The 20,326-nt window shown below is 71.4% G+C and carries 15 protein-coding genes; 8 read left to right on the top strand and 7 right to left on the bottom strand.

The genetic code is table 11. The features are described 5' to 3' along the window. The first annotated feature begins 18 nt into the window (after positions 1 to 18). The 3 genes from galT to MT347_RS15775 all read left to right on the top strand — a co-directional run bounded on the left by galT (position 19) and on the right by MT347_RS15775 (position 3,833). A complete protein-coding gene (galT, locus tag MT347_RS15785; protein WP_243502275.1) occupies positions 19 to 1,194 on the top strand; it encodes a galactose-1-phosphate uridylyltransferase in 1,176 nt (391 codons plus the stop codon). Next, positions 1,191 to 2,354, top strand: coding sequence for a galactokinase (gene galK, locus MT347_RS15780; RefSeq protein ID WP_243502273.1), 1,164 nt, complete (start codon positions 1,191 to 1,193; stop codon positions 2,352 to 2,354). Before galT ends, galK begins: the two co-directional genes overlap by 4 nt. Positions 2,355 to 2,870: 516 nt before the next feature. After that, the gene (locus MT347_RS15775; protein ID WP_243502271.1) at positions 2,871 to 3,833 is read left to right on the top strand and encodes a squalene cyclase; all 963 of its coding nucleotides are present in this window, start codon (positions 2,871 to 2,873) and stop codon (positions 3,831 to 3,833) included. Positions 3,834 to 4,177: 344 nt separating this feature from the next. On the opposite strand, the gene MT347_RS15770 is transcribed toward MT347_RS15775, so the two are convergent. From MT347_RS15770 to MT347_RS15760, 3 genes are all read right to left on the bottom strand, one after another. Beyond that, positions 4,178 to 5,143, bottom strand: a complete 966-nt coding sequence (locus MT347_RS15770) for a site-specific DNA-methyltransferase (protein WP_243502269.1) — start codon at positions 5,141 to 5,143, stop codon at positions 4,178 to 4,180. Further along, positions 5,140 to 6,189 carry a biotin/lipoate A/B protein ligase family protein gene (locus tag MT347_RS15765; protein ID WP_243224273.1) on the bottom strand — a complete coding sequence of 350 codons (1,050 nt, stop codon included), beginning with the start codon at positions 6,187 to 6,189 and terminating at the stop codon, positions 5,140 to 5,142. The genes MT347_RS15770 and MT347_RS15765 overlap by 4 nt, the downstream gene beginning before the upstream one ends. Positions 6,190 to 6,306: 117 nt before the next feature. After that, entirely contained in the window at positions 6,307 to 7,248 is a 942-nt protein-coding gene (locus MT347_RS15760) for a DMT family transporter (RefSeq protein WP_243502267.1), read from the bottom strand. A 71-nt stretch (positions 7,249 to 7,319) separates the two neighbouring features. Between MT347_RS15760 and MT347_RS15755 the strand changes: the two genes are divergently transcribed. Further along, a complete protein-coding gene (locus tag MT347_RS15755) occupies positions 7,320 to 8,222 on the top strand; it encodes a LysR family transcriptional regulator (RefSeq protein ID WP_243502265.1) in 903 nt (300 codons plus the stop codon). A gap of 134 nt (positions 8,223 to 8,356) precedes the next feature. Here MT347_RS15755 and MT347_RS15750 read toward each other — a convergent pair whose 3' ends face one another. Genes MT347_RS15750 through MT347_RS15740 form a run of 3 tightly spaced genes read right to left on the bottom strand, consistent with a single transcriptional unit; the run spans position 8,357 to position 10,681 of the window. Beyond that, entirely contained in the window at positions 8,357 to 9,922 is a 1,566-nt protein-coding gene (locus tag MT347_RS15750) for a DUF2079 domain-containing protein (RefSeq protein WP_243502263.1), read from the bottom strand. A gap of 60 nt (positions 9,923 to 9,982) precedes the next feature. Then, a complete protein-coding gene (locus MT347_RS15745) occupies positions 9,983 to 10,396 on the bottom strand; it encodes a twin-arginine translocase TatA/TatE family subunit (RefSeq protein ID WP_243502261.1) in 414 nt (137 codons plus the stop codon). A gap of 48 nt (positions 10,397 to 10,444) precedes the next feature. Continuing rightward, entirely contained in the window at positions 10,445 to 10,681 is a 237-nt protein-coding gene (locus MT347_RS15740; RefSeq protein WP_243502259.1) for a twin-arginine translocase TatA/TatE family subunit, read from the bottom strand. A gap of 418 nt (positions 10,682 to 11,099) precedes the next feature. Between MT347_RS15740 and MT347_RS15735 the strand changes: the two genes are divergently transcribed. From MT347_RS15735 to MT347_RS15720, 4 genes are all read left to right on the top strand, one after another. After that, positions 11,100 to 14,645 (top strand): PQQ-dependent sugar dehydrogenase, encoded by a 3,546-nt coding sequence (locus MT347_RS15735; protein ID WP_243502257.1) that lies wholly within the window; start codon positions 11,100 to 11,102, stop codon positions 14,643 to 14,645. Positions 14,646 to 14,733: 88 nt separating this feature from the next. Continuing rightward, positions 14,734 to 15,762 (top strand): sugar phosphate isomerase/epimerase, encoded by a 1,029-nt coding sequence (locus MT347_RS15730; RefSeq protein ID WP_243502255.1) that lies wholly within the window; start codon positions 14,734 to 14,736, stop codon positions 15,760 to 15,762. Between the two features lie 17 nt (positions 15,763 to 15,779). After that, positions 15,780 to 17,051 carry a hypothetical protein gene (locus MT347_RS15725; RefSeq protein WP_243502253.1) on the top strand — a complete coding sequence of 424 codons (1,272 nt, stop codon included), beginning with the start codon at positions 15,780 to 15,782 and terminating at the stop codon, positions 17,049 to 17,051. Between the two features lie 118 nt (positions 17,052 to 17,169). Beyond that, complete coding sequence (locus tag MT347_RS15720; protein WP_243502251.1) at positions 17,170 to 18,441, top strand: DUF916 domain-containing protein; 1,272 nt, start codon at positions 17,170 to 17,172, stop codon at positions 18,439 to 18,441. Between the two features lie 694 nt (positions 18,442 to 19,135). Here the strand turns inward: MT347_RS15720 and MT347_RS15715 are convergent. Further along, positions 19,136 to 20,317 (bottom strand): ROK family transcriptional regulator, encoded by a 1,182-nt coding sequence (locus tag MT347_RS15715; protein WP_243502249.1) that lies wholly within the window; start codon positions 20,315 to 20,317, stop codon positions 19,136 to 19,138. Positions 20,318 to 20,326: the final 9 nt, after the last annotated feature.

The raw sequence follows: 20,326 nt of genomic DNA, 5'->3' as shown, positions 1-20,326 counted from the left end.
GCGTTGTAACGTGTTATCGTGAACACGGACAGCCTCTCCGCAGAGCCCCTCGGCGCCGGCGTGGTCAAGCGCCCGACCCGCCTCGCCGACGGCCGAGAACTCATCTACTTCGACGATCCCGATACGACGCTCGGTGCCGAGCGCGCCGTCGACGCCCGCACGCTGGACCCCCGCCCGGTGACGGCGACCATGCGGCAGGACGTGCTGACCGGCGACTGGATCACGGTGGCATCCAATCGTCAGAACCGCGCGTTCCTTCCTCCCGCGCACCTCGACCCCCTGTCACCGCAGACACCCACCAACCCGTCGGAGATTCCGTCGCTGTACGACGTGGCGGTGTTCGAGAACAAGTCGCCGTCATTCGGCCCCGCGCTCGACGTCGCGACCGGCGACGCCCCCGCCGCCGTGGATCCGCCGCGCGGCGACGACGACCTCGAGCACCTCGGTCTCGGTCGCACCCGCACATCGGTGGGCCGCTGCGAGGTCGTGTGCTTCAGCCCCGCGCACGAGGGCTCCTTCGGCTCGCTCTCGCGCACCCGCGCGCGCACCGTCATCGAGGCGTGGGCCGACCGTACGGCGGCGTTGTCGGCTCTGCCCGGCATCCGCCAGGTCTTCCCCTTCGAGAACCGCGGTCAGGATATCGGCGTCACGCTCCCCCACCCCCACGGTCAGATCTACGCCTACCCGTACGTCACCCCGCGCACGCACCGCCTGCTCGACACCATCTCGCGCAGTTCCGAAGACCTGTTCGCGCGTCTGCTGGCGTTCGAATCCGCCGGCGAGCGCGTCGTGCTGCGCGGCGAGCACTGGACCGCGTTCGTCCCCTTCGCCGCGCGCTGGCCGATCGAGGTGCACGTCCTGCCGCACCGCCACGTCGCCGACCTCGCCGAGACCTCCGAGGCCGAGCGCGACGAGCTCGCCCCCTTCTACCTGCGACTACTGCGCGGCATCGATGCGCTCTACGACACTCCCACCCCGTACATCGCCGCCTGGCACCAGGCGCCGGTCGGTCGCGGACGGGATGCCGTGCGCCTCAACCTGCAGATCACCTCGCCCCGTCGCGCCGCCGACAAACTGAAGTACCTCGCCGGATCCGAGGCCGCCATGGGCGCCTGGATCGGTGACGTGACCCCCGAATCGCAGGCCGAGCGCCTGCGCGCCGCCCTCGACACCGTTCCGGAGGTGACGGCATGACCGCCGTCGACGACGCCCGTACCCTGTTGTCCAGCCTGACCGACGCCCCGGCCGTGGGCGTGTGGTCGGCACCCGGCCGAGCCAACCTCATCGGCGAGCACACCGATTACAACGAGGGCTTCGTCTTCCCGTTCGCGATCGCGCAGCGCACCGCCGCCGCCGTCGCGATCCGCTCTGACGACGTCATCCGCGTGACCTCCACCTTCTCGAGCGATTCCGTGGAGGTCTCACTTTCAGAGCTCGACGCCCGGATCGCCGCCGGCGGTCTCGACTGGGCCGGATATCCGCTCGGCGTGGCGTGGGCGCTCCTTCGCGAGGCCCCGGATGCCGACCCCCGCGGCGTCGACATCGCTTTGGCGTCCGACGTTCCCGTGGGGGCAGGGCTCTCGTCGTCGGCCGCGATCGAGGGAGCCGTGGCATCCGCCCTCAACGACGTATGGAACGCAGGCCTCGACAAGGTCGCACTCGCCCGGGTCGGGCGCATCGCCGAGAACGACGCCGTGGGCGCCCCCACGGGGATCATGGACCAGATGGCGTCGATGCTCGGCGTCGCCGACGCGGCGACCTTCCTGGACTGCCGCACGCTCGAGACACGCTCCGTCGCCCTCGGTTTCGCCGAGGCGGGCCTGTCGATTCTCGTGGTCGACACACTCGTCGAGCACGCGCATTCCACGGGCGGCTACCGGGAGCGCCGCGAGGCGTGCGAACGCGGGGCTGCGGCCTTCGGCGTCCCGTCGCTGCGCGACCTCACCGTCGACGACCTGCCGCGCGCCGAAGAGATCCTCGACGAGGTCACCTTCCGCCGCGTGCGTCACATCATCACCGAGAACCAGCGTGTGCTCGACACCGTGGCCGCCCTCGACGCCGACGGCCCCTCGGCCATCGGCGACCTGCTCGTCGCCTCGCACGTGTCGATGCGCGACGACTTCGAGATCTCGGTCCCCGAGCTCGACCTCGCCGTCGAGACGGCACTCGCCTCCGGCGCCCTGGGTGCCCGCATGACCGGCGGCGGCTTCGGCGGTGCGGCGATCGCGTTGATCTCCACCGATCTCGTGCCGGCGGCGACCGAGGCCGTTCTCTCGGCGTTCGCGGCATCCGGATTCCGCCGTCCGAACATCTTCACGGTGACGCCGTCCGAGGGGGCGCGCCGCGACGTCTGAGCCCGCGCGCCCCGCGGGTGGGACACAACGCAGGAGTTCCTCTAGGGGAACACGCCTCCTCGTCGTCGCAACGGCGGGGTACCCGCGTCGATCTCCTGCACTGTTGTCGAGCGACCGCAGGGACGGTCTGGCGCGGGCGTCTCGACCGCGGACACGGAACAGTGGGAGCGGCGCCGTCGCCCGCCGTCCCACGGCGACACATCGCAGGAAGATCGGCTCGGTCCGGGCGCCCGCCCGCGCGGCCTCGCGGGGGCCGCGGCGGATCTCCTGCGTTGTGTTCTCCGGCGGCGCCGCACCGGGTCACCGGGGGCCGCGACGGATCTCCTGCGTCGTGTTCTCCGGCAGCGCCGCACCGGGTCACCGGGGGCCGCGACGGATCTCCTGAGTCATGTTCTCGGGCGGCGCCGCACCGGGTCACCGGGGGCCGCGGCGAATCTCCTGCGTCGTGTTCTCCGGCAGCGCCGCGCCGGAACGACGACTCTGTCGCCGTGGGCCGCGCGGGCGTAGCCTGCCCGCATGAACGACGACGAGGTGCTCGCGTGGCTGCGCGACAGCGACCCGGCTCTGCGCTGGAAGGTCGAGCGCGACCTGCTCGACGCCCCGGAGGAGCAGTGGCAGACCACCCGCGCGCGCGTCTCGCACGAGGGCTTCGGGGCACAGCTCCTCGCCGCGCAGGGGGAGGACGGCCTCTGGGGCGGCGGTGCGCACTTCCCCGCCGACTTCGACGGAACCGATCCGCAACCCTGGACGGCCACGTCATGGTCGCTGATGAGCTTGCGCGAATGGGGAGTGGATGCCGATGCCCTCCGCCCCGACACCGCCGGTCTCCTGGACCGGAACGCCCGGTGGGAGTACGAAGACCTCCCCTTCTGGGGCGGCGAGGTCGACGCGTGCATCAACGCCTTCACCCTCGCCAGCGGTGCGTGGCTGGGAGCGGACGTCAGCGGCATCCGGGACTGGTTCGTCACCCACCGGCTGCCCGACGGCGGCTGGAACTGCGAGTGGGTGGAGGGGTCGACGGCGTCGTCGTTTCACTCGACGATCAACTCGGTGATCGGGATCCTCGACGACGAATGGCGCACCGGAGGCACGCCGGAGCTGCACGCCGCACGCAAGGGCGCCGAGGAGTACCTGCTCGAACGGCGGCTGCTCTACCGCCTGTCGACCGGCGAGCATCACCCGTGGGCGCACCACCTGGGCTACCCCTTCCGCTTCCGCTACAGCGCCCTGCGCGCTCTCGACCACTTCCGCGCCGCCGCACTGCACGACGGCGACGAGCCCGACCCGCGTCTCGCCGAGGCGGTCGAGGGGGTCAGGGCCTCGCGCGACGCCGACGGCACGTGGCATCAGGAGTACCGGCTCGACGGGCGCGAGTGGTTCGCCGTCGACGTGCCCGCGGGCGAGCCGTCGCGCTGGTTGACCTTTTTCGCGCTGCGGGTGCTGCGGTGGTGGGATAGCGCGCCCCGGGCCCGCGCGTAGCTCGCGTGAGGGGATGCCGGCAGGCAGCGGCGGCGCGGGTTCGGCGCGCGCGGGTCGGCGCCGCGGGGCAGCGGGGCGGAGGCGGCAGGGTCGGCGCCGCAGGGTCGCGGGGCCGGGGCCGCAGGGCAGGGCCGTACAGTCGAAGGGTCGCGGGGCCGGTGCCGCGGAGCGGGGCCGCAGGGCAGGGCCGCAGAGTCGAAGGGTCGCGGGGCCGGCGCCGCAGAGCGGTGCGGCGGGGCCGAAGGGTCGCGGGGCCGGGGCGTGGAATGTGCACCGGGGCGGCCGCAGGACGCCCCACTGCACATATCGCGCCCCGTTACACGTGCGGCGGGCGCCGCGCACGGTCAGACCGCGAACGGACCCAGGCGCTTGTGCATGACCGCGACGGCGTCGGCGTTGTCGTCGATCAGGACGCTGTGCCGGCCCAACGGGGCGGCGACGGCGCCGAGCGTGCCGCTGCCGGCGAACATGTCGAGCACGCGGTCGCCGGGGCGGCTCGAGGCCTGCACCATCCGGCGCAGCACCCCCTCGGGCTTCTGCGTCGGGTACCCGGTCTTCTCGCGCCCCGTCGTGGGCACGATCGTGTGCCACCAGACGTCGGTGGGGAGCTTGCCGCGGGCCGCCTTCTCGGCGGTCACGAGACCGGGGGCCATGTACGGCTCGCGATCGACGGCATCCGAATCGAAGAAGTACGTCGCCGGATTCTTCACGTACACGAGGATCGTCTCGTGCTTCGTGGGCCAGCGGCGCTTGGTCTTGGCGCCGTAGTCGTACGCCCAGATGAGTTCGTTGAGGAACTTGTCGCGACCGAACAGCGCGTCGCACATCACCTTGGCGTAGTGCACCTCGCGGTAGTCGAGGTGCAGGTAGAGCGTGCCGTCGTCGGCGAGCAGACGCCACGCCTCGATCAGCCGCGGCTCGAGGAACCCCCAGTAATCGTCGAAGCGGTCGTCGTAGGTGCGGAGGTCCCCGCGGAGGCGCGCGTACTCGCGTCCGTGGAAGCCGCGCTGCACCACGGGAGGCGGTGGCGGCTCCTCTTCGGGGAACGTGAGCATGTTCGGGTCTTCGGATGCCGCGGCCGAGGGCCCAGCGGCATCCGGGGTTGCGGCATCCTGGGGCTCTTCGACCGGCGGCGTCCACGTCGCCGACTCGACGGCCTTCGATCGCGTACGGCCGGTGTTGAAGGGCGGGTCGAGGTAGACGAGCGCGAACGAGCCGTCGGCGTACGCCGGGGTGACGGCGAGATTGTCGGCGTGGTGGATCTCGACGGCACCCGGTTCGAGGGCGTCGCCGGTGGTGACGGCGCTCACGGGACGCGCTGCAGCCACGCGTCGGTGGCGAACTTCGACTCCACGAGCGCCTCGGCCTCGGCGTACTCGTCGTCGGTGATGTGCCCCTCGGTCGCGCCGTACAGCGTGGTGAAGGTCTGGATGAAGCGATCGATCACCTGGTCGCGCGGCAGACCGGTCTGGCTGCGCAGCGGGTCGACGCGCTTGGCGGCCGAGACGGTGCCCTTGTCGCTGAGCTTCTCGCGGCCGATGCGCAGCACCTCGGTGAGTACCTGACCGTCCATGTCGTAGCTGAGGGTCGCGTGGTGCAGCACACCGCCGTTGGCGAGACGCTTCTGGGCAGCGCCGCCGATCTTGCCGTGGGGGCCGGCGATGTCGTTGAGCGGCTGGTACACCGCGTCGATGCCGAGCGAGCGCAGGGCCTGCAGCACCCAGTCATCGAGGAACGCGTACGAATCGGCGAACGTCATGCCGGCGACGAGGGATGCCGGAACGTACAGCGAATACGTCACGATGGAGTTCGCGGCCATCAGCATCGCGCCGCCGCCCGAGATGCGTCGCACCACGTCGAAGCCGTGCGCGTCGGCGCCCGCCGGATCGACCTCGTTGCGCAGCGACTGGAACGAGCCGATCACGACCGCGTTCTCGTTCCACTCCCAGAGGCGCAGCGTGGGCTTTCGCAGTCCTGCACCGACGCGGGTGGTCAGGACCTCGTCGAGGGCCAGGTTCATGCGCGGTGAGACGGGACGGTCGTGCACGACCTCCCACTCGAAATCGGCCCACCCGGGAGCGGTGACGAGCGCGCGGCGGATGGCCGTGGCCACCGACTCGGGCGTGAAGCCGAGCAGTTGCGCCCCCTCGGGGAGGGCCGCGCGGATCGCCGCCGCGATGGTGGGGACGTCGGATTCGACAGGGAGGCCGTTGACGGCCTGGTCGATGTCGTCGAGGGCGTCATCGGGCTCGAGGAAGAAGTCACCCGCGAGGTGGAACCCGTGGATACGGCCCTCGCGCTCCTCGAGGTCGACGACGACCAGCTTCCCGCCGGGGACCTTGTACTCGCCGTGCATGGGTCCAGCCTACGGCGGCGGGGCCTCCGGCCGGGTGCCGGGGCGGGGGACCGGGGTCAGCTCCCGCCGCGAGACGGCGTCTCGCTGACGAGGCTGTCACAGGCTGCAACCGAGATGTCAGCCAGATGCGGTCTCGCGGCGCCGCGAGGGCGCGAGCGACCCCGTGGAGAGCCCGCGGCGGTGGCGGCGCTCGATCGCCTGACCCGCGTAGGAGGCGGCGATGATGAGCGCGGCCCCGGCGAGCCCTGTGAGCCCCACGGCCTCGCCGCCGATCGCCACGCCGACGGCGAGCGCCCGGACCGGCTCGGTGCCCATGAGGATGCTCGCGCGCGTCGCCGACGTGCGCCGCACCGCCCACAGCTGTACCGCGAAGGCGAAGACCGAGCACAGCAACCCCAGGAACAGCACGTTCGCCCACCCGGATGCCGTCAGACGGCCGACCGCCACCGGGAGGTCGGCGCCCGCCACGGCCGATGACGTCGCGGCACACACGACGAGCTGCACGAGCACCACGGCGAGAGTGCTGTCGTGACGGCCGCGGGTCAGACGCGCACTAGCCGTGACGTGGAGGGCGCGCACGACCGCGGCGGCGATGACGAGCGCGTCACCGACGGCGGGTGCGCGCAACCCGCCGCCCGACACCAGGAGCGCGACCCCGACGACCGCGGCGACGGCGGCGACGAAGTACGACCGCGGGAGCCAGGAGCGGGAGGCGATGCTCTCGAGCACCGGGGTGAACACGAGTGCGAGGCTGATCAACAGACCCGCGTTGGTCGCCGAGGTCAGGTGCACACCGGCGGTCTCGAGCCCGATCACCGCCGCCTGCGAGCACCCGAGAAGGGCTGCGATCGCGAGGCCCCGGCCGCGCGGCATCCGTTCCCGTCGGATCAGGCAGACGACCCCGAGCGCCACGGCGGCGACGACGAATCGCAGGGCTACGGCGGGGGCGACACCCACCTCGCCGGTCAGTTCCTTCGCGGAGAGGAAACTCGCGCCCCACACCGCCGCCACGGCGATGAGCAGCAGGTCGACGACGATCTCGGGTGGGCGGCGGGTCATCTGTCCACCGTCGCTCGATCGAACCGGAAGATCAACGAGCTCTTTCTTCAACATCGCGTAAGTTCAAACTTATGGATGCCGCACACCTGCGCCTGCTCCGCGAGCTCGGCGACCGGGGGAGAGTCGCGGCCGTCGCCGCGGCCCTGCACATCTCGGCATCCGCCGTCTCCCAGCAGCTTGCGACCCTGCAGGCGCGCGTACCCGTGCCGCTCACGATGCGGCGCGGGCGCGTCCTGGCTCTGACCCCGGCGGGCGAGGCGCTGGCCGCGGCGGGGACCCGCGTCGACGAAGCGCTCGTCGCCGCGCGGGAGGCGGTGGGGGCCTTCCTCGAGAGCGACCATCGGCCCGTGAGGGTGTCGGCGTTCCACAGCGCGGGGCTGACGCTCTTCGGTCCCCTGCTGCGCGAGCTCGACGGCATCCCCCCGCTGCACCTGAGCGACGCCGATGTGGCCCACCGCGACTTCCCGGGGCTCACCGCCGACCACGATCTGGTCATCGCCCACCGCCTGGCGCACGACGCGCCCTGGCCGCGCGACCGCGTCGTGGCGACCCCGTTGCTCGAGGAACCGCTCGACATCGCCCTCCCCGCGGGGCATCCCCTCGCGCACCGTGAGGCGGTGCAGGCCGCCGACCTGGTCGATGAGCAGTGGGTGTCGGTGCACGAGGGGTTCCCTCTCGCGGGCGTGCTCGATCATCTCGCCGCGCACCTCGGAAGGCCCCTGCACATCGCGCATCGCATCAACGAGTTCTCGGTGACGGCCGAAGTCGTGCGCGCCGGAGCCGCGATCGCCGTCATGCCGAGGACGACCACGATCCCCCTCGCGGTCGACGGCGTCGTCCTGCGCCCGCTCGCCGACCTCGAACTCGTGCGCCACGTCGACGCCCTCGCCCGCCCCGACACCCTCGCGTACGCCGCGGTGCGGCGCGTGCTGCAGGCTCTGCGCACAGTGGCGGCGGGCGCCGCGGCGAGGTAGCTTTCGGCGCGGCGGCGGGTGGGCAGCCGCACCGCCCGGCATCGCAGACCGGCGGCAGCCGCCGGCTCGGCGCCGCGCGCATCAGGAATCGGATGGCCCAGCGTCGCGCCGGACACGCGCGTGCCCCGCCGAGGTCAGCGGCAGGCGACCTGATACCCGTCACTGTCGAAGATCCCGGTGTATGCGACACCCGGGAACAGCCTCTGCCCGACGGCGATGACGTCGCCCCATTCCCCAGGCGTGCCTCCGGCGACCGTGTCGATGACGAGGCAGTCGGGGGCGGGATTGTCGTTGCCGATCCAGAAAACGTCGTGGTCGCTCACCAGGTAGTTCATCAGCCCGATGTCGCTCACGACGCTCGCACCGTCGGGGACGGCGGTGATCGCCGCCTGGGCGCTCGCCGCACGCGGCGACGGGTCCCAGCTCGCGGCCTCGACGAGCGAGAAGAGCGGCAGGCCCGGCAACAGGACGACCGCCGCCGTCACCGCGATCGCGGGAGCCTGACGGATATAGGCCCGCATCCACGCCCAGCGCGAGGAACGCCCGCGCTCGATGGCATCCAGGAGCGCGACGAGAACGATCGGGATCAGCACCGCACTGTAGTGCCACGTGGGCGCCCAGTAGCCACTGTTGGTCGAGAGGAAGCGCCAGGCCAACGTGGGCAGCAGCAACAGCGCCACCGGCGAGCGAAGGACCAGCCCCGCGGAGCAGACCAGGATGAGCGCGAGGGTCTCTCCCTTGGCTGGTGCGAACAGGATCGCGGTGTCGGTGAGGACGCTGAGCGGATCGGCCTTGTCGGCGTAGGCCCACTCGCCTCCGGGGTTGAGCGCCGGCAGCACGATCATCGTCGCGACGACGAACCAGATCACGCCCCACACCGCCAGGCCCGCGCCCAGACCCATGCCGGACAGGAGGAACCGGCTGGGAGCCGCGCCGGAGCGCGCTTCGGTCGCAGGGGTCGTGGGGACGCCGCCCTCCCGCCAGGCGAGGAGGATGACGATCAGCCCGAGCATGACCACGGTGAGGCCGAGGTCTTCTTTCACGAAGACCAGCGGGGCACCCCAGAGGCATGCCGCGAGCCACCGACGATCCAGGACGGCGACGAGGCTGAGGGTCAACAGCGGAACAGCCAATGCGATCTCGTGGAACTGCGCGTCGGCGGCGTACTGCAGGCCCCACGCGAAACCGAACGCCAGGCCGAGCGCCACCGACGTCGCCGCTCCCAGACGTGCCCGGGCGGCCCGCGTGAAGACGGCGGCGGCGAGCGCGAAGCAGGCGGCCTGGACCACGAGAAGGGTGAACGCCGACGGGAAGACCGCGTAGACCGGCGCCAGGACTGCGAGCAGCGGGTGGAAGTGATCACCGAGCAGGTTGTAGCCGTCGCCCTTGATGGTGACGATGGGCGGCTGAAGCGCCGCGTAGCGCGAGAGAAGCTGAGTGAAGATGCCGAGATCCCACGAGCGGGCGGTGAACTGCGCCCACTGCTGTGCGGCGAAGAGCACGTAGCCCGCGAAGACGAGGGCGAAGACGGCGACGGGGGCAGCCCACGCGCGTCGACGCTCCCACACACGCGCGACCCACCTCGTTGCACGGTCCGGAACCGAGGGCCGCTCGCCCGTCGGGACCGCCGCCGCAGCAGCCGACCCCCGCGGGGCACCGGCGGGGTCACCCGGGGTGGCGGGCGCGGACGTCTGGGTCATGCGCCCCATCATCGCGCACCGCCGCGTGGTCGGTCGAAGACTCGAGGCTCGGACGGCCCGTCAGATCGCTGGGGAGGAGTCGTCCCCGGCATGGGCGGGAGCGGATGCCGTTGCCGGCGCGGGATCAATGGGGATGACCATCGCGCTCGGCGCGGGCTCGCCCGACTCAGCCGCATCCGAAGCCCCCACCACCGCCCCGTGCGCCGACACGGCGTCGGGCTCGGCGAGAAGGGCCTCCCGGATGATGCGACGCGGGTCGTACTGACGGGGGTCGAGACGCTGCCAGTCGACGTCGGCGACCTCGGGGCCGAGCTCCTCGCGCACCCGCTCCTGCGCGGTGCGAGCCATGCGCCGCACCTGCTGGACCGTGCGGCGCAACGATTCCGCGGCGGCGGGAAGACGCTCGGGGCCGATGATCATGACCGCGATGAGGCCGATCAGCAGCAGCTTCTCGATCGTCAGACCGAAGGTCACGGGACCAGCCTCCGCCTCGCCGCGGAGCCGTGGGGAGGCATCGTCGTGTCAGCGCGCCGACGGCGGATCGGCGGTGAACCCGTCGACACGTGCATCGGCGACGCCCGTGGCAGGGGTCGGCGTGCCGGCGGCATCCTCTTCCTTCATCGCCTTGATCTCGCCCCGGAAGACGCGGGCCGATTTCCCCACGCTCTGCGCGAGGGCCGGGAGTCTCGCCGCGCCGAACAGCAGCAGGATCACCGCCAGCACGATCAACAGATGCCATCCGGTCAGTCCATGGAGCATGGGGCCTCCTCGGCCGTGCCGGCGTCTCTGCCGGCGGTGAATGTCGGCGCGGGGGACGCACCGTCGGCGATGCTAGCCCGCGACGAACTCAATTCACAAGCTCCGCGTCGTGCGTACTTTTGTTGGTTGCTGATTACGCACCTTTTGATTGACCTATGGAAAAACATGGGTCAGGATGACCACGAGCAACGACGCCGACCATGCGAACGACTCACCCCCGGAGATCGCCCGAGAACCGCCCCGCAGAGGCGGTATCCGGTGACCCATCCGAACTCGAAGAAGAGCGGAGGAGCGTAGCCGCGTGTGGCCGACAGCCACCGCACGATGAGCCCGGGCCGCCACGAAACAGTCGTTGAGACCGACCGTGTGGCGACCCGGTGAAAACAACTCGCACGCATTCACAGGAGCTGTATTCACGATGAACTCTACTTCTCGGCATCCGGCCGTCAGGTCCCGGTTGACGGCGGTCCTCGCGGCCACCGCACTGGGCCTGGGCGCCCTCGCCGCGGCCCCCGCACCGGCCTTCGCCCATGAGGGTCACGACCACGGGACCGACCCCGTCGTCACCGATCCCGGCGGCGATCACGGCGATCCCACCGACCCCGGTACGCCCGATCCCGGCGACACCGGCGACGGCGCCGGCGCCCTCGACTGGAGCAACTACGAGCGCGTCCTGCTCACGAAGAACGTGGGCGAGCCGATCGACCTCGCGGTGCTCCCCGACAAGCGCGTCCTGCACACGGCCCGCAACGGCGACGTGCGCCTGACCGATCCGGCCACCGGCGTCACGCGCGTCACCAACACCCTCGACGTCTACGCCAACTCGGAAGACGGCCTGCAAACGGTCGCGATCGACCCGGACTTCGAGAACAACGGCTGGGTGTACCTCGTCTACTCGCCGCGCGACGCGGACGGCGACGGCGCGGCCGACACCCCCACCGGCAACGCCCCCAACACGCTGCCCGCCGGCGCCGACGAGTCCTACTGGGACCAGTGGGTGGGCGTGAACCGCCTCGCGCGCTTCCAGTGGACCGGCGACCAGCTCGACCTGTCCACCGAGCAGACCATCCTCGACGTCGAGGTCCAGCGCGGGCAGTGCTGCCACGTGGGCGCCGACATCGGGTTCGACGCCGACGGCAACCTCTACCTGAGCACGGGTGACAACACCCCGGCATCCACTCCGGGTGCCAACGGCTTCGCCCCCAACAACGACGCCCCCGGGTTCAACCCCGGCTTCGACTCGCGCCGCGGCGCCGGCAACACCAACGACCTGCGCGGCAAGATCCTGCGCATCCACGTCGAGGACGACGGCACGTACACGATCCCCGAGGGCAACCTGTTCGCCCCCGGAACCGACCTCACCCGCCCGGAGATCTTCGTGATGGGCGTGCGCAACCCGTTCCGCATCGAAGTCGACATCGAGACCAACTCTCTGTCGTGGGGTGACTACGGCCCCGACGCGACGAAGGCCGTCGCCCAGACCGCGGGCCGCGGCCCGATGGGCCTGGTGGAGTGGAACGCCATCAGCCTCGACGAGCCGCAGAACGCCGGCTGGCCCTACGTGCACGCCGACAACCAGGCGTACAACGACTGGGACTTCGCCACGGCGACGCCGGGCGCGTTCTTCGACCCGCAGAACCTCAAGAACGAGTCGCGCTGGAACACCGGTCTCACCGACCTGCCGCCCGCGCAGCCCGCGACCCTCTGGTACGGCGACAACCCCGGCGACCAGCCGTGGGACGAGCTGGTGAACTTCGGTGCCGGCAGCGGCCAGGGTCCGATGGGCGGACCCGTCTACCACTACGACGAAGCCAACCCCTCGACCACGAAGCTCCCCCGCCACTGGGACGGCAAGGCCTTCATGGGTGAGTTCTCACAGGACTACATCGCCGCCTTCGCGCTCGACTGGGAGGCCTTCGAGGTAACCGACATCGAGGACTTCCTGCCGAACGCCGCACTGAGCACGCTCGGTCAGCCGACGCACGACAACCCCATGGACATGGAGATCGGGCCCGACGGCTCGATGTACGTGCTCGACTACGGTGACGGCTTCTTCCGCGCGAACCCGGATGCCGGGCTCTACCGCATCGACTACGTCGCCGGTAACAAGTCGCCCCAGGCCCGCTTCACGGCCACGCCGACGTCGTCATCGCAGGCTCCCCTGACGGTGCAGTTCGACGCGACCGGCTCGACCGATCCCGACGGTGACGCGATCACCTACGAATGGGACTTCGACGGCAACGGCACCTTCGACGCCACCGGCGTCACCGCCTCGCACACCTACACGGAGCTCGGCAATTACACCGCGCGCCTGCGGGTGACCGACGCGGGCGGACGCTTCGGCCTGACCTCGCGCACCATCTCGGTGGGCAACCAGGCACCCGAGGTCACGGTGGAGTTCCCCGGTAACGGCGCGTTCTTCGACTGGGGCCAGGCCATCCCGTTCAAGGTGACGACCTCGGATGCCGAAGACGGGACCGCCACCGACTGCGCCCGCGTGACCTGGACCTACGGTCTCGGCCACGACGAGCACGCTCACCCCGAGGTCTCGGGGACCGGCTGCACCGGCGTCTTCCGCACCGACCCGAACTCGCCCGAGCACGGCCCCGGTGCCCTGCTCTACGGCGCGGTCGTGGTGACCTACGCCGACCGCGGCGCCAACGGTCTCCCGGCCGCCACGGGTGAGGCGACCGTTCGCCTGAACCCGAAGCTGCAGCAGGCCGAGCACGCCATCCGCCGTCAGGGTGTCGCCACCTACGCCGACACCGACGCCTCGGGCGGCAACGCCATCCGCGGACTCGGTCAGGGCGACTTCCTCGCCTACGACCCGGTGAACTTCGCCGGTATCGACGGGGCGATCGTGCGGGCCACCGGCGCGGGCGAGGTCCAGCTGCGCTGGGGCGCCGCCGACGCCGCTCCCTTCGCCACGGCGAAGATCCCCGGCGGCAACGGCTGGAAGGACGTGCAGGTCGCGTTCGACGCCCCCGAGGGCACCGGCGCGCTCTACGTCACCTCGGCCGACGAACTGGCCGTCGACTCGCTGACCATGGTCGGCGACGGCGTGGGCGACGTCACACCTCCCACGGTCGCGCACACCCTGGCCCCCGCCACCCCGACGGGTGTCGGCGGCGTGTTCAACGAGCCGGTCCGCTTCTCGGTGCAGGCCGCCGACAACGGCACCCTCGCCAGCGTCCAGTACTCGCGCGACAACGGCGCCACCTGGACGAACCTCGCCGCCAACCAGCAGTACGGCGTGACCTTCGACCAGAAGGGCACCTACGACATCCGCTACCGCGCCACCGACACCGGCGGCAACGTGTCGGAGCTGGGCTCGGTGTCGTTCATGATCGATCTCGACGCTCCCAACGAGCCGACGGTCGACACGCGGACGATGGTCACGCTCGCCTCCCCGCGCGTCACCTACGGCGCCCCCGGCGACGTGACGGTGGCGGTGCGCGGCGAGGGCGGCGCACCCACGGGCGAGGTCGTGCTGACGGTCGGCGAGAACGAGATCGCCCGCGGAACGCTGGATGCCGACGGCAACGCCGTCATCGCCCTGCCCGCCGACCTGCCGGTCGGAACGCACACCCTGCGTGCCACCTACGGCGCCGACGAGACCTTCAAGAGCTCGGCCGGTATCGCCCGCCTCACCGTGTCGCAAGCGCGCTCGACGACCACGGTCGCCGTCTCGCCCACGCCGGTCAAGCCCGCCGTGGCGGCCGTCGCCACGGTCCAGGTGGTCTCGTCGACGGGCATCGTCCCGACCGGGGATGCCACGGTGACCCTCCGCCGCAACAACGCGGTCGTCGCCACCCTCACCGGAACGCTCGGCGCAGACGGCACCGTCCAGGTGACGCTGCCCAAGCTCAGCACGGTGGGTGCCTACCAGGTGCAGGCCACCTATACCGGGTCGACGGGCATCGCGAAGAGCAGCGGCAGCACCAGCCTGACCGTCCAGAAGTAGTACCCCGGTGGGGGTCGCGCGCCGCGCGGCCCCCACCACCCCCTCCACCGTCCCCGGCAACGGGGCGGACCCACCTCGAAGGAGAGTCATGAGTCACCACCACGACCACGCGCACCCCACGGTGCCGGATCGGCCCATGAGCCGGCGCACGCTGCTCAAGGCCCTGGCGGCGTCATCCGTCGCCGTCGGCATCGGCGCCGCCGCCATGCCCACCGCGGCCTCCGCGTCCACCGCCTTCGGCGCCCGCGCCGCGGCAGCCGCTCCCCCGGTCAGCGCCGGCAAGCGTCTCGTGCCGGTCAACCGCATCGGCATCCAGCTGTTCACCGTCCGCGACAAGGTCAGCTCGCTGGGCTTCCGCGCGGTATTCGAAGAGCTCGCGAACATCGGCTACTCGGAGATCGAGTTCGCCGGATACACGCAGGGCCAGGTCGGCGCGATCACCCCGCAGCAGATCCGTCAGCTGCTCGACGACAATGGCCTGCGCGCGACCGGCGCCCACGTCAACCTCAACTCGAACAACATCGACCAGCAGCTCGAGATCGCGAACGTCCTCGGGATGCCGCACCTCGGCCAGGGCGGGCCCATCGCCGGCGGCTACGGCGGACCCATCGCCAAGGACGCCTGGATGCAGGCGATCGGCACGTGGAACCAGATGGGCGACAAGGGACGCGCCGCGGGCATCAAGCTCTACCTCCACAACCACGCCCAGGAGTGGGGCTACACCACCGACACCCAGGAGCGCGTCTACGACCTGTACTGGCAGCACCTGAACCCCGAGACGGTGTTCTTCGAGATGGACGTCTACTGGGCGCACGTCGGAAAGCACCTCTACCCCGGCTTCGAGCCGATCGACTACATCAAGCGCGATCCGCGACGCTTCCCGATCCTGCACCTCAAGGACGGAAAGCTGAACCCGAACAGCCCCAACGGCTACGACATCGTCGAGTTCGGCGCCGGGAACATCGACTACACGGCGTTCCTCTCACAGCTGCGCGACCGCGGCCAGCGGTTCGGCATGTTCGAGCAGGACAACGCCTCCACGGTGCCGGTCAACCCCGGCAACTCGCTGGCGAACGCCGACCGCAGCTACGACAACATCGCAGCCCTGCGCGGCTGAGCGACGAGGAAGATCACATGAACAAGATCACCAAACTCACCACCGTCGGCCTCCTCGTCATCGGGGGCAGCGTCGTCGCCGTCCCCGCGTACGCGGCCGACCTCACCTGCACCGACGACCTGGGCAGCCAGACCGTCTCGGGCAATCTGCTCGTCCCCAGCGGCGCCGACTGCGTGCTGGGCGGCGCGACCGTCGAGGGCGACATCGTCGTGGAGGAAGGCGGATGGCTGGATGCCACATCCGTCACCGTCACGGGAGACGTCATCGCCACCGACGCCTACGGCGTCTCGCTCGACGGCACCAGCGTCGAGGGAGACATCAGCGCCTACTCGGCCGACACCACAGTGGGCTTCCTCTACGTCAACGACCTGCGCGTCGGCGGATCCGTGGAAGCCGGCGGCATCGATGTCGAGATCGTCGACAGCGCGATCACGGGCTCGCTGCTCACGCAGCAGGCGAACTACGTCGACCTCGTGCGCAGCTCGGTCGGCGGCGACGTGTCGATCGACCGCTCCAACTGGGGCGTGTCGATGACGGGCGCGGTCGTCCAGGGCGACGTCACCGTGAGCGGCAGCTCGCGCGACGTGCTGATCGGCGCCACCACCGACGGCGGCAGCGACGCGTTCGCCAACTCGATCGGCGGCGGCCTGTCGCTGACGGGCAACTCGGCCAACCTGCGCGTGGCGAACACCACCGTGTACGGCGCCGTGGCGCTCGACGGGAACACCCCCGCCGCCGCGTTCGGCGCGGGCGTACGCGCCGGCTCGACCACGGGCGACTACACCGGCGAGGCGCCCACCGCGCCCCCCGCCGGTGACCAGTCCATCGCCGTGACCGTGCCCGCGCAGGGTTCAGGCGAGCTGACGTGGTCGATCGAGGGCACGTCGCGCCTCGTCGACCTCGGGGTGGCCGAGCAGGAGCTCGACCACTTCCACGCCGAGGGCGAGATCATCCCGATCCGCATCCAGGACACCCGCGCCGGCAACCCCGGGTGGTCGCTGACCGCCCAGGTGTCGGACTTCGCTGCCGGTGGCGAGCAGGTGTCGAGCAAGTACCTCGGCTGGACGCCCGAAGTGCTCGAGAACGGCGGTGACGCCGTCGCCGGTGCACCCGTTCCCTCGGGCTTCGACGAGGGCGAGGGCCTGTCGGTCGCTCGCACGCTCGCCTCGGCGAACGAGGGCCACGCACGCGGCAGCTCGCTCGTGGGCGCCGACCTCGATCTCAAGCTCCCGCTCGAGACCCCCCGCGGCACCTACACCGCAACCGTGACGCTGACCGCCCTCAGCTGATCCCCTGTGCGTCGGGGTTGCGTTCCTCTTGAGCGCGGCCCCGACGCACCCTCTCGCTGCGATCGCGCCGTCTCCCGGCGCGGCCCGGCGGACCGCCCTCCCACCGAAAGCCACGCCCATGTCCCAGGCGAAAAACTCCCCCGTCCGTCTTCTCCTCTCCCTTCTCGCGGCCTCGGCCCTTCTGCTGGGAACGCCCGTCGCCGCATCTGCGGCGGCGGCTCCGTCGGTCGTCTCGGGCGCCGCTCCCTCCGCCGCCGCGTCGACCCACGGCTTTGCCGCCGCCGCCACGACCGCCGACTTCGCCGCCTTCACAGCCGCTTCCGCCGCGGGTGCCGCTCCGTCCGCCGACACCGCGGTGACGTGGAGCGTCAAACCCGCCGACACCGCGCAAGGGCGCGACCGGCCGAACTACGCCTACGACCTGGCACCCGGGGGAACGGTCGGTGACGCGCTCTACGTCGCGAACCGCAGCCCCCAGCCGATCACGCTCTCGGTGTACGCCGCAGACGGCTTCCTCACCGAGGACGGTTCCCTCGACATCCTGGCTGGCGGCGTGGCATCCACCGATCTCGGCAGCTGGGTCTCGATCGAGTCCCCCGAGCTCACCCTCGACAGCGGCGCGAGCGCCGAGGTCCCCTTCACCGTCACCGTGCCCGCCGACGCCTCTCCGGGTGATTACGCCGCGGGCGTCGTGGCATCCATGCGCGTCACCGCCGACAACGGCACCATCACCGAGCGACGCCTCGGCTCTCGCGTGCACCTGCGCGTGCAGGGCGACCTTGCGCCGTCCCTGACCGTGGGCGACGTCGTCGTCGACTACCACGGCACCGCCAACCCGGTCGAGTCGGGCTCGGCGACCGTCACGTACTCCCTCACCAACACCGGGAACACCCGCCTGGATCCGAACGTCGAGGTCGCCCTGGGCGGCCCGTTCGGATGGGCACGCGTATCCGCCGCCGATGACGCCCCCGAGCTGCTGCCGGGGAGCACCCTGCAGCGGACCGTCGAGGTCGCGGGAGTGGTGCCCCTGCTCCTGCTGTCGGCCGATGTGACGGCGACCTCGCAGGTGGTCTCGCGCACGCTGGCCGGCGCCGAGCCCTCGGCTCTGGACCCGCTTATGTCGGAGGCATCGGCTTCCACGGCCGCGGTGCCGTGGACGGCGTTGGCTATCCTCCTCGTGCTCGCGCTGTTCGTCGCCTGGCGCATCCTCGCCGCACGCCGCCGGAAGGCCGCCCACGCCCGCGAGCTCGCCGCCGCGGTGGCCGCGGCGCGGGCGGAGTCGTCTGCCGTCGGTACTGAGCGCGAGCCTGTGCCCGCCGGGGCGGCGGCCGTCGCGGATCCGTCGGCGGACGCCGTCGACACCGAGCGGGCCGCACTCCGCTCGCCCTGAAGCCCGCTCGCGGCGCGGAGAGGGACACTCCGCGCCGCGAGCGATCTACGCCGCTCGTCGTGCTCCGGCACGACGGGCGTTTCGCGCGGCGGTTCGCGCCCGGACACAACGCAGGAGATCTGTCGCGGACGCGGCGCGTACACGCGTTCTGGCTGCCCTGCCGCACACAACTCCTGCGTCATGTCGCGGGACGCACCCCGGACCGGCATCCCACGCCCGATCTGCAGGAGCCGTGCCCACCGAACGGCGGCGAGCCCCCGCCCGGACACAACGCAGGAACACCCCGGCCGAGCGGCCGTCCCACCGCACGAATCCGCGGCAGACCACGCCGCCCCGCGCACGATTCCTGCGTTATGTCGTGGGACCCATCCCGGAGCGGCGAGCCATGCCCGATCCGCAGGAGTTCTGCCCCCACGAGCGGCCGCGAGCCCCTGTCCCGAGCGTCGAAGCGCACGACGGCGGGCACACCGGCGGGCGGTGCACGACGGCGGGGCGATTCGCGACACGCCGGGCCGGCGGCATCCCGAATCGGCGTGTCACCACAACGACCCGGCGTCGCGCACGGCCAGGCGCGCGACAACCGGCGTGTCACCACAACGACCCGACGTCGCGCACGGCCAGGCGCGCGACAACCGGCGTGTCACCACAACGACCCGGCGTCGCGCACGGCCAGGCGCGCAACGCGCCGAGCTCGTCAGGCCCGCAGGAATGCGGCGTTCAGCGACTCGGGGGCGAGGGCGTGCTCGACGGCGAGCATGCTCGCGCCGATCACGGCGGCGTTCTCGGCGGCCATGGACTGCACGATCGAGAGGTACTCGGTGGCCAGCGGCGTGGAGCGGGTGTAGACGACCTCGCGGACGCCCGCGATCAGGTGCTCTCCGACCCGCGCCATCGACCCGCCGATGGCGATGACCGACGGGTTCATCAGGCTCACGCACGTGGTGAGCACCTCGCCGATGTCGCGGCCCGCCTGGCGGACGGCCTGGATGGCGTCGATGTTGCCGCGCTTGACCAGATCGACGACGTCGGAGCCGGTGTGCGCCTCGATGCCCTGTGCGCGCAGCGCCCGGGCGATGGCGGGACCGGATGCCAGGGCCTCGAGGCATCCACGGTTGCCGCACTGGCACGGGATGTCGGCGCCACGCGCGACCTGCACGTGACCGATGTCGCCGGCGATGCCCTGGGCTCCGCGCTGCAGTCGGCCGTCGGAGATGATGCCCGTGCCGATACCTGTGGCGACCTTGACGAACATGAAGTGCTCGACGGCGGGCCAGGCGACGCTGCGCTCGCCGAGCGCCATGATGTTGACGTCGTTGTCGACGAGCACGGGGACCGGCATGTGCCGGTAGATCCAGCCGGGGATGTCGAAGCGGTCCCAGCCGGGCATGATCGGGGGATTCACCGGCTGACCGGTGGAGTGCTCGACAGGTCCGGGGACGCCGATGCCCATGGCCGCGACGTCGGTGGTCGAGCGCCCGGACTCGGCGAGCAGGACGGATGCCGTCTCGACGAGCCAGGAGAGCACCGGCTCCGGACCGAGGGCGATGTCGATCTCGCCGGTCTTCTCCGTCAGCACCTTCCCGGTGAGATCGGCGATGGCGACCGTGCCGTGCGAGGCGCCGAGGTCGACGGCGACGACGACCTTCGCGGCCGGGTTGATCGCGAACTGCGACGGCGGGCGACCGCCGGTCGAGACGGCGTCGGCAACGGGGGTGATGAGACCCATGCGCATGAGCTCGTCGACGCGCACGGCGACGGTGGAGCGCGCCAGCCCCGTCGACTTGGCCAGCTCCGCACGCGTGCGCGGGACCCCGTCTCGCAGCAGCTGGAACAACTGGCTCACACCGTTGACCGACTGCACGGAATCTGTCGTCATCCTCTTCAC

The sequence above is a fragment of the Microbacterium sp. VKM Ac-2923 genome, from assembly GCF_022815605.1.
Lineage (GTDB): Bacteria > Actinomycetota > Actinomycetes > Actinomycetales > Microbacteriaceae > Microbacterium.
Note: the sequence above shows the minus strand (reverse complement) of the source record. Positions and strands in the feature narration are given on the sequence as shown.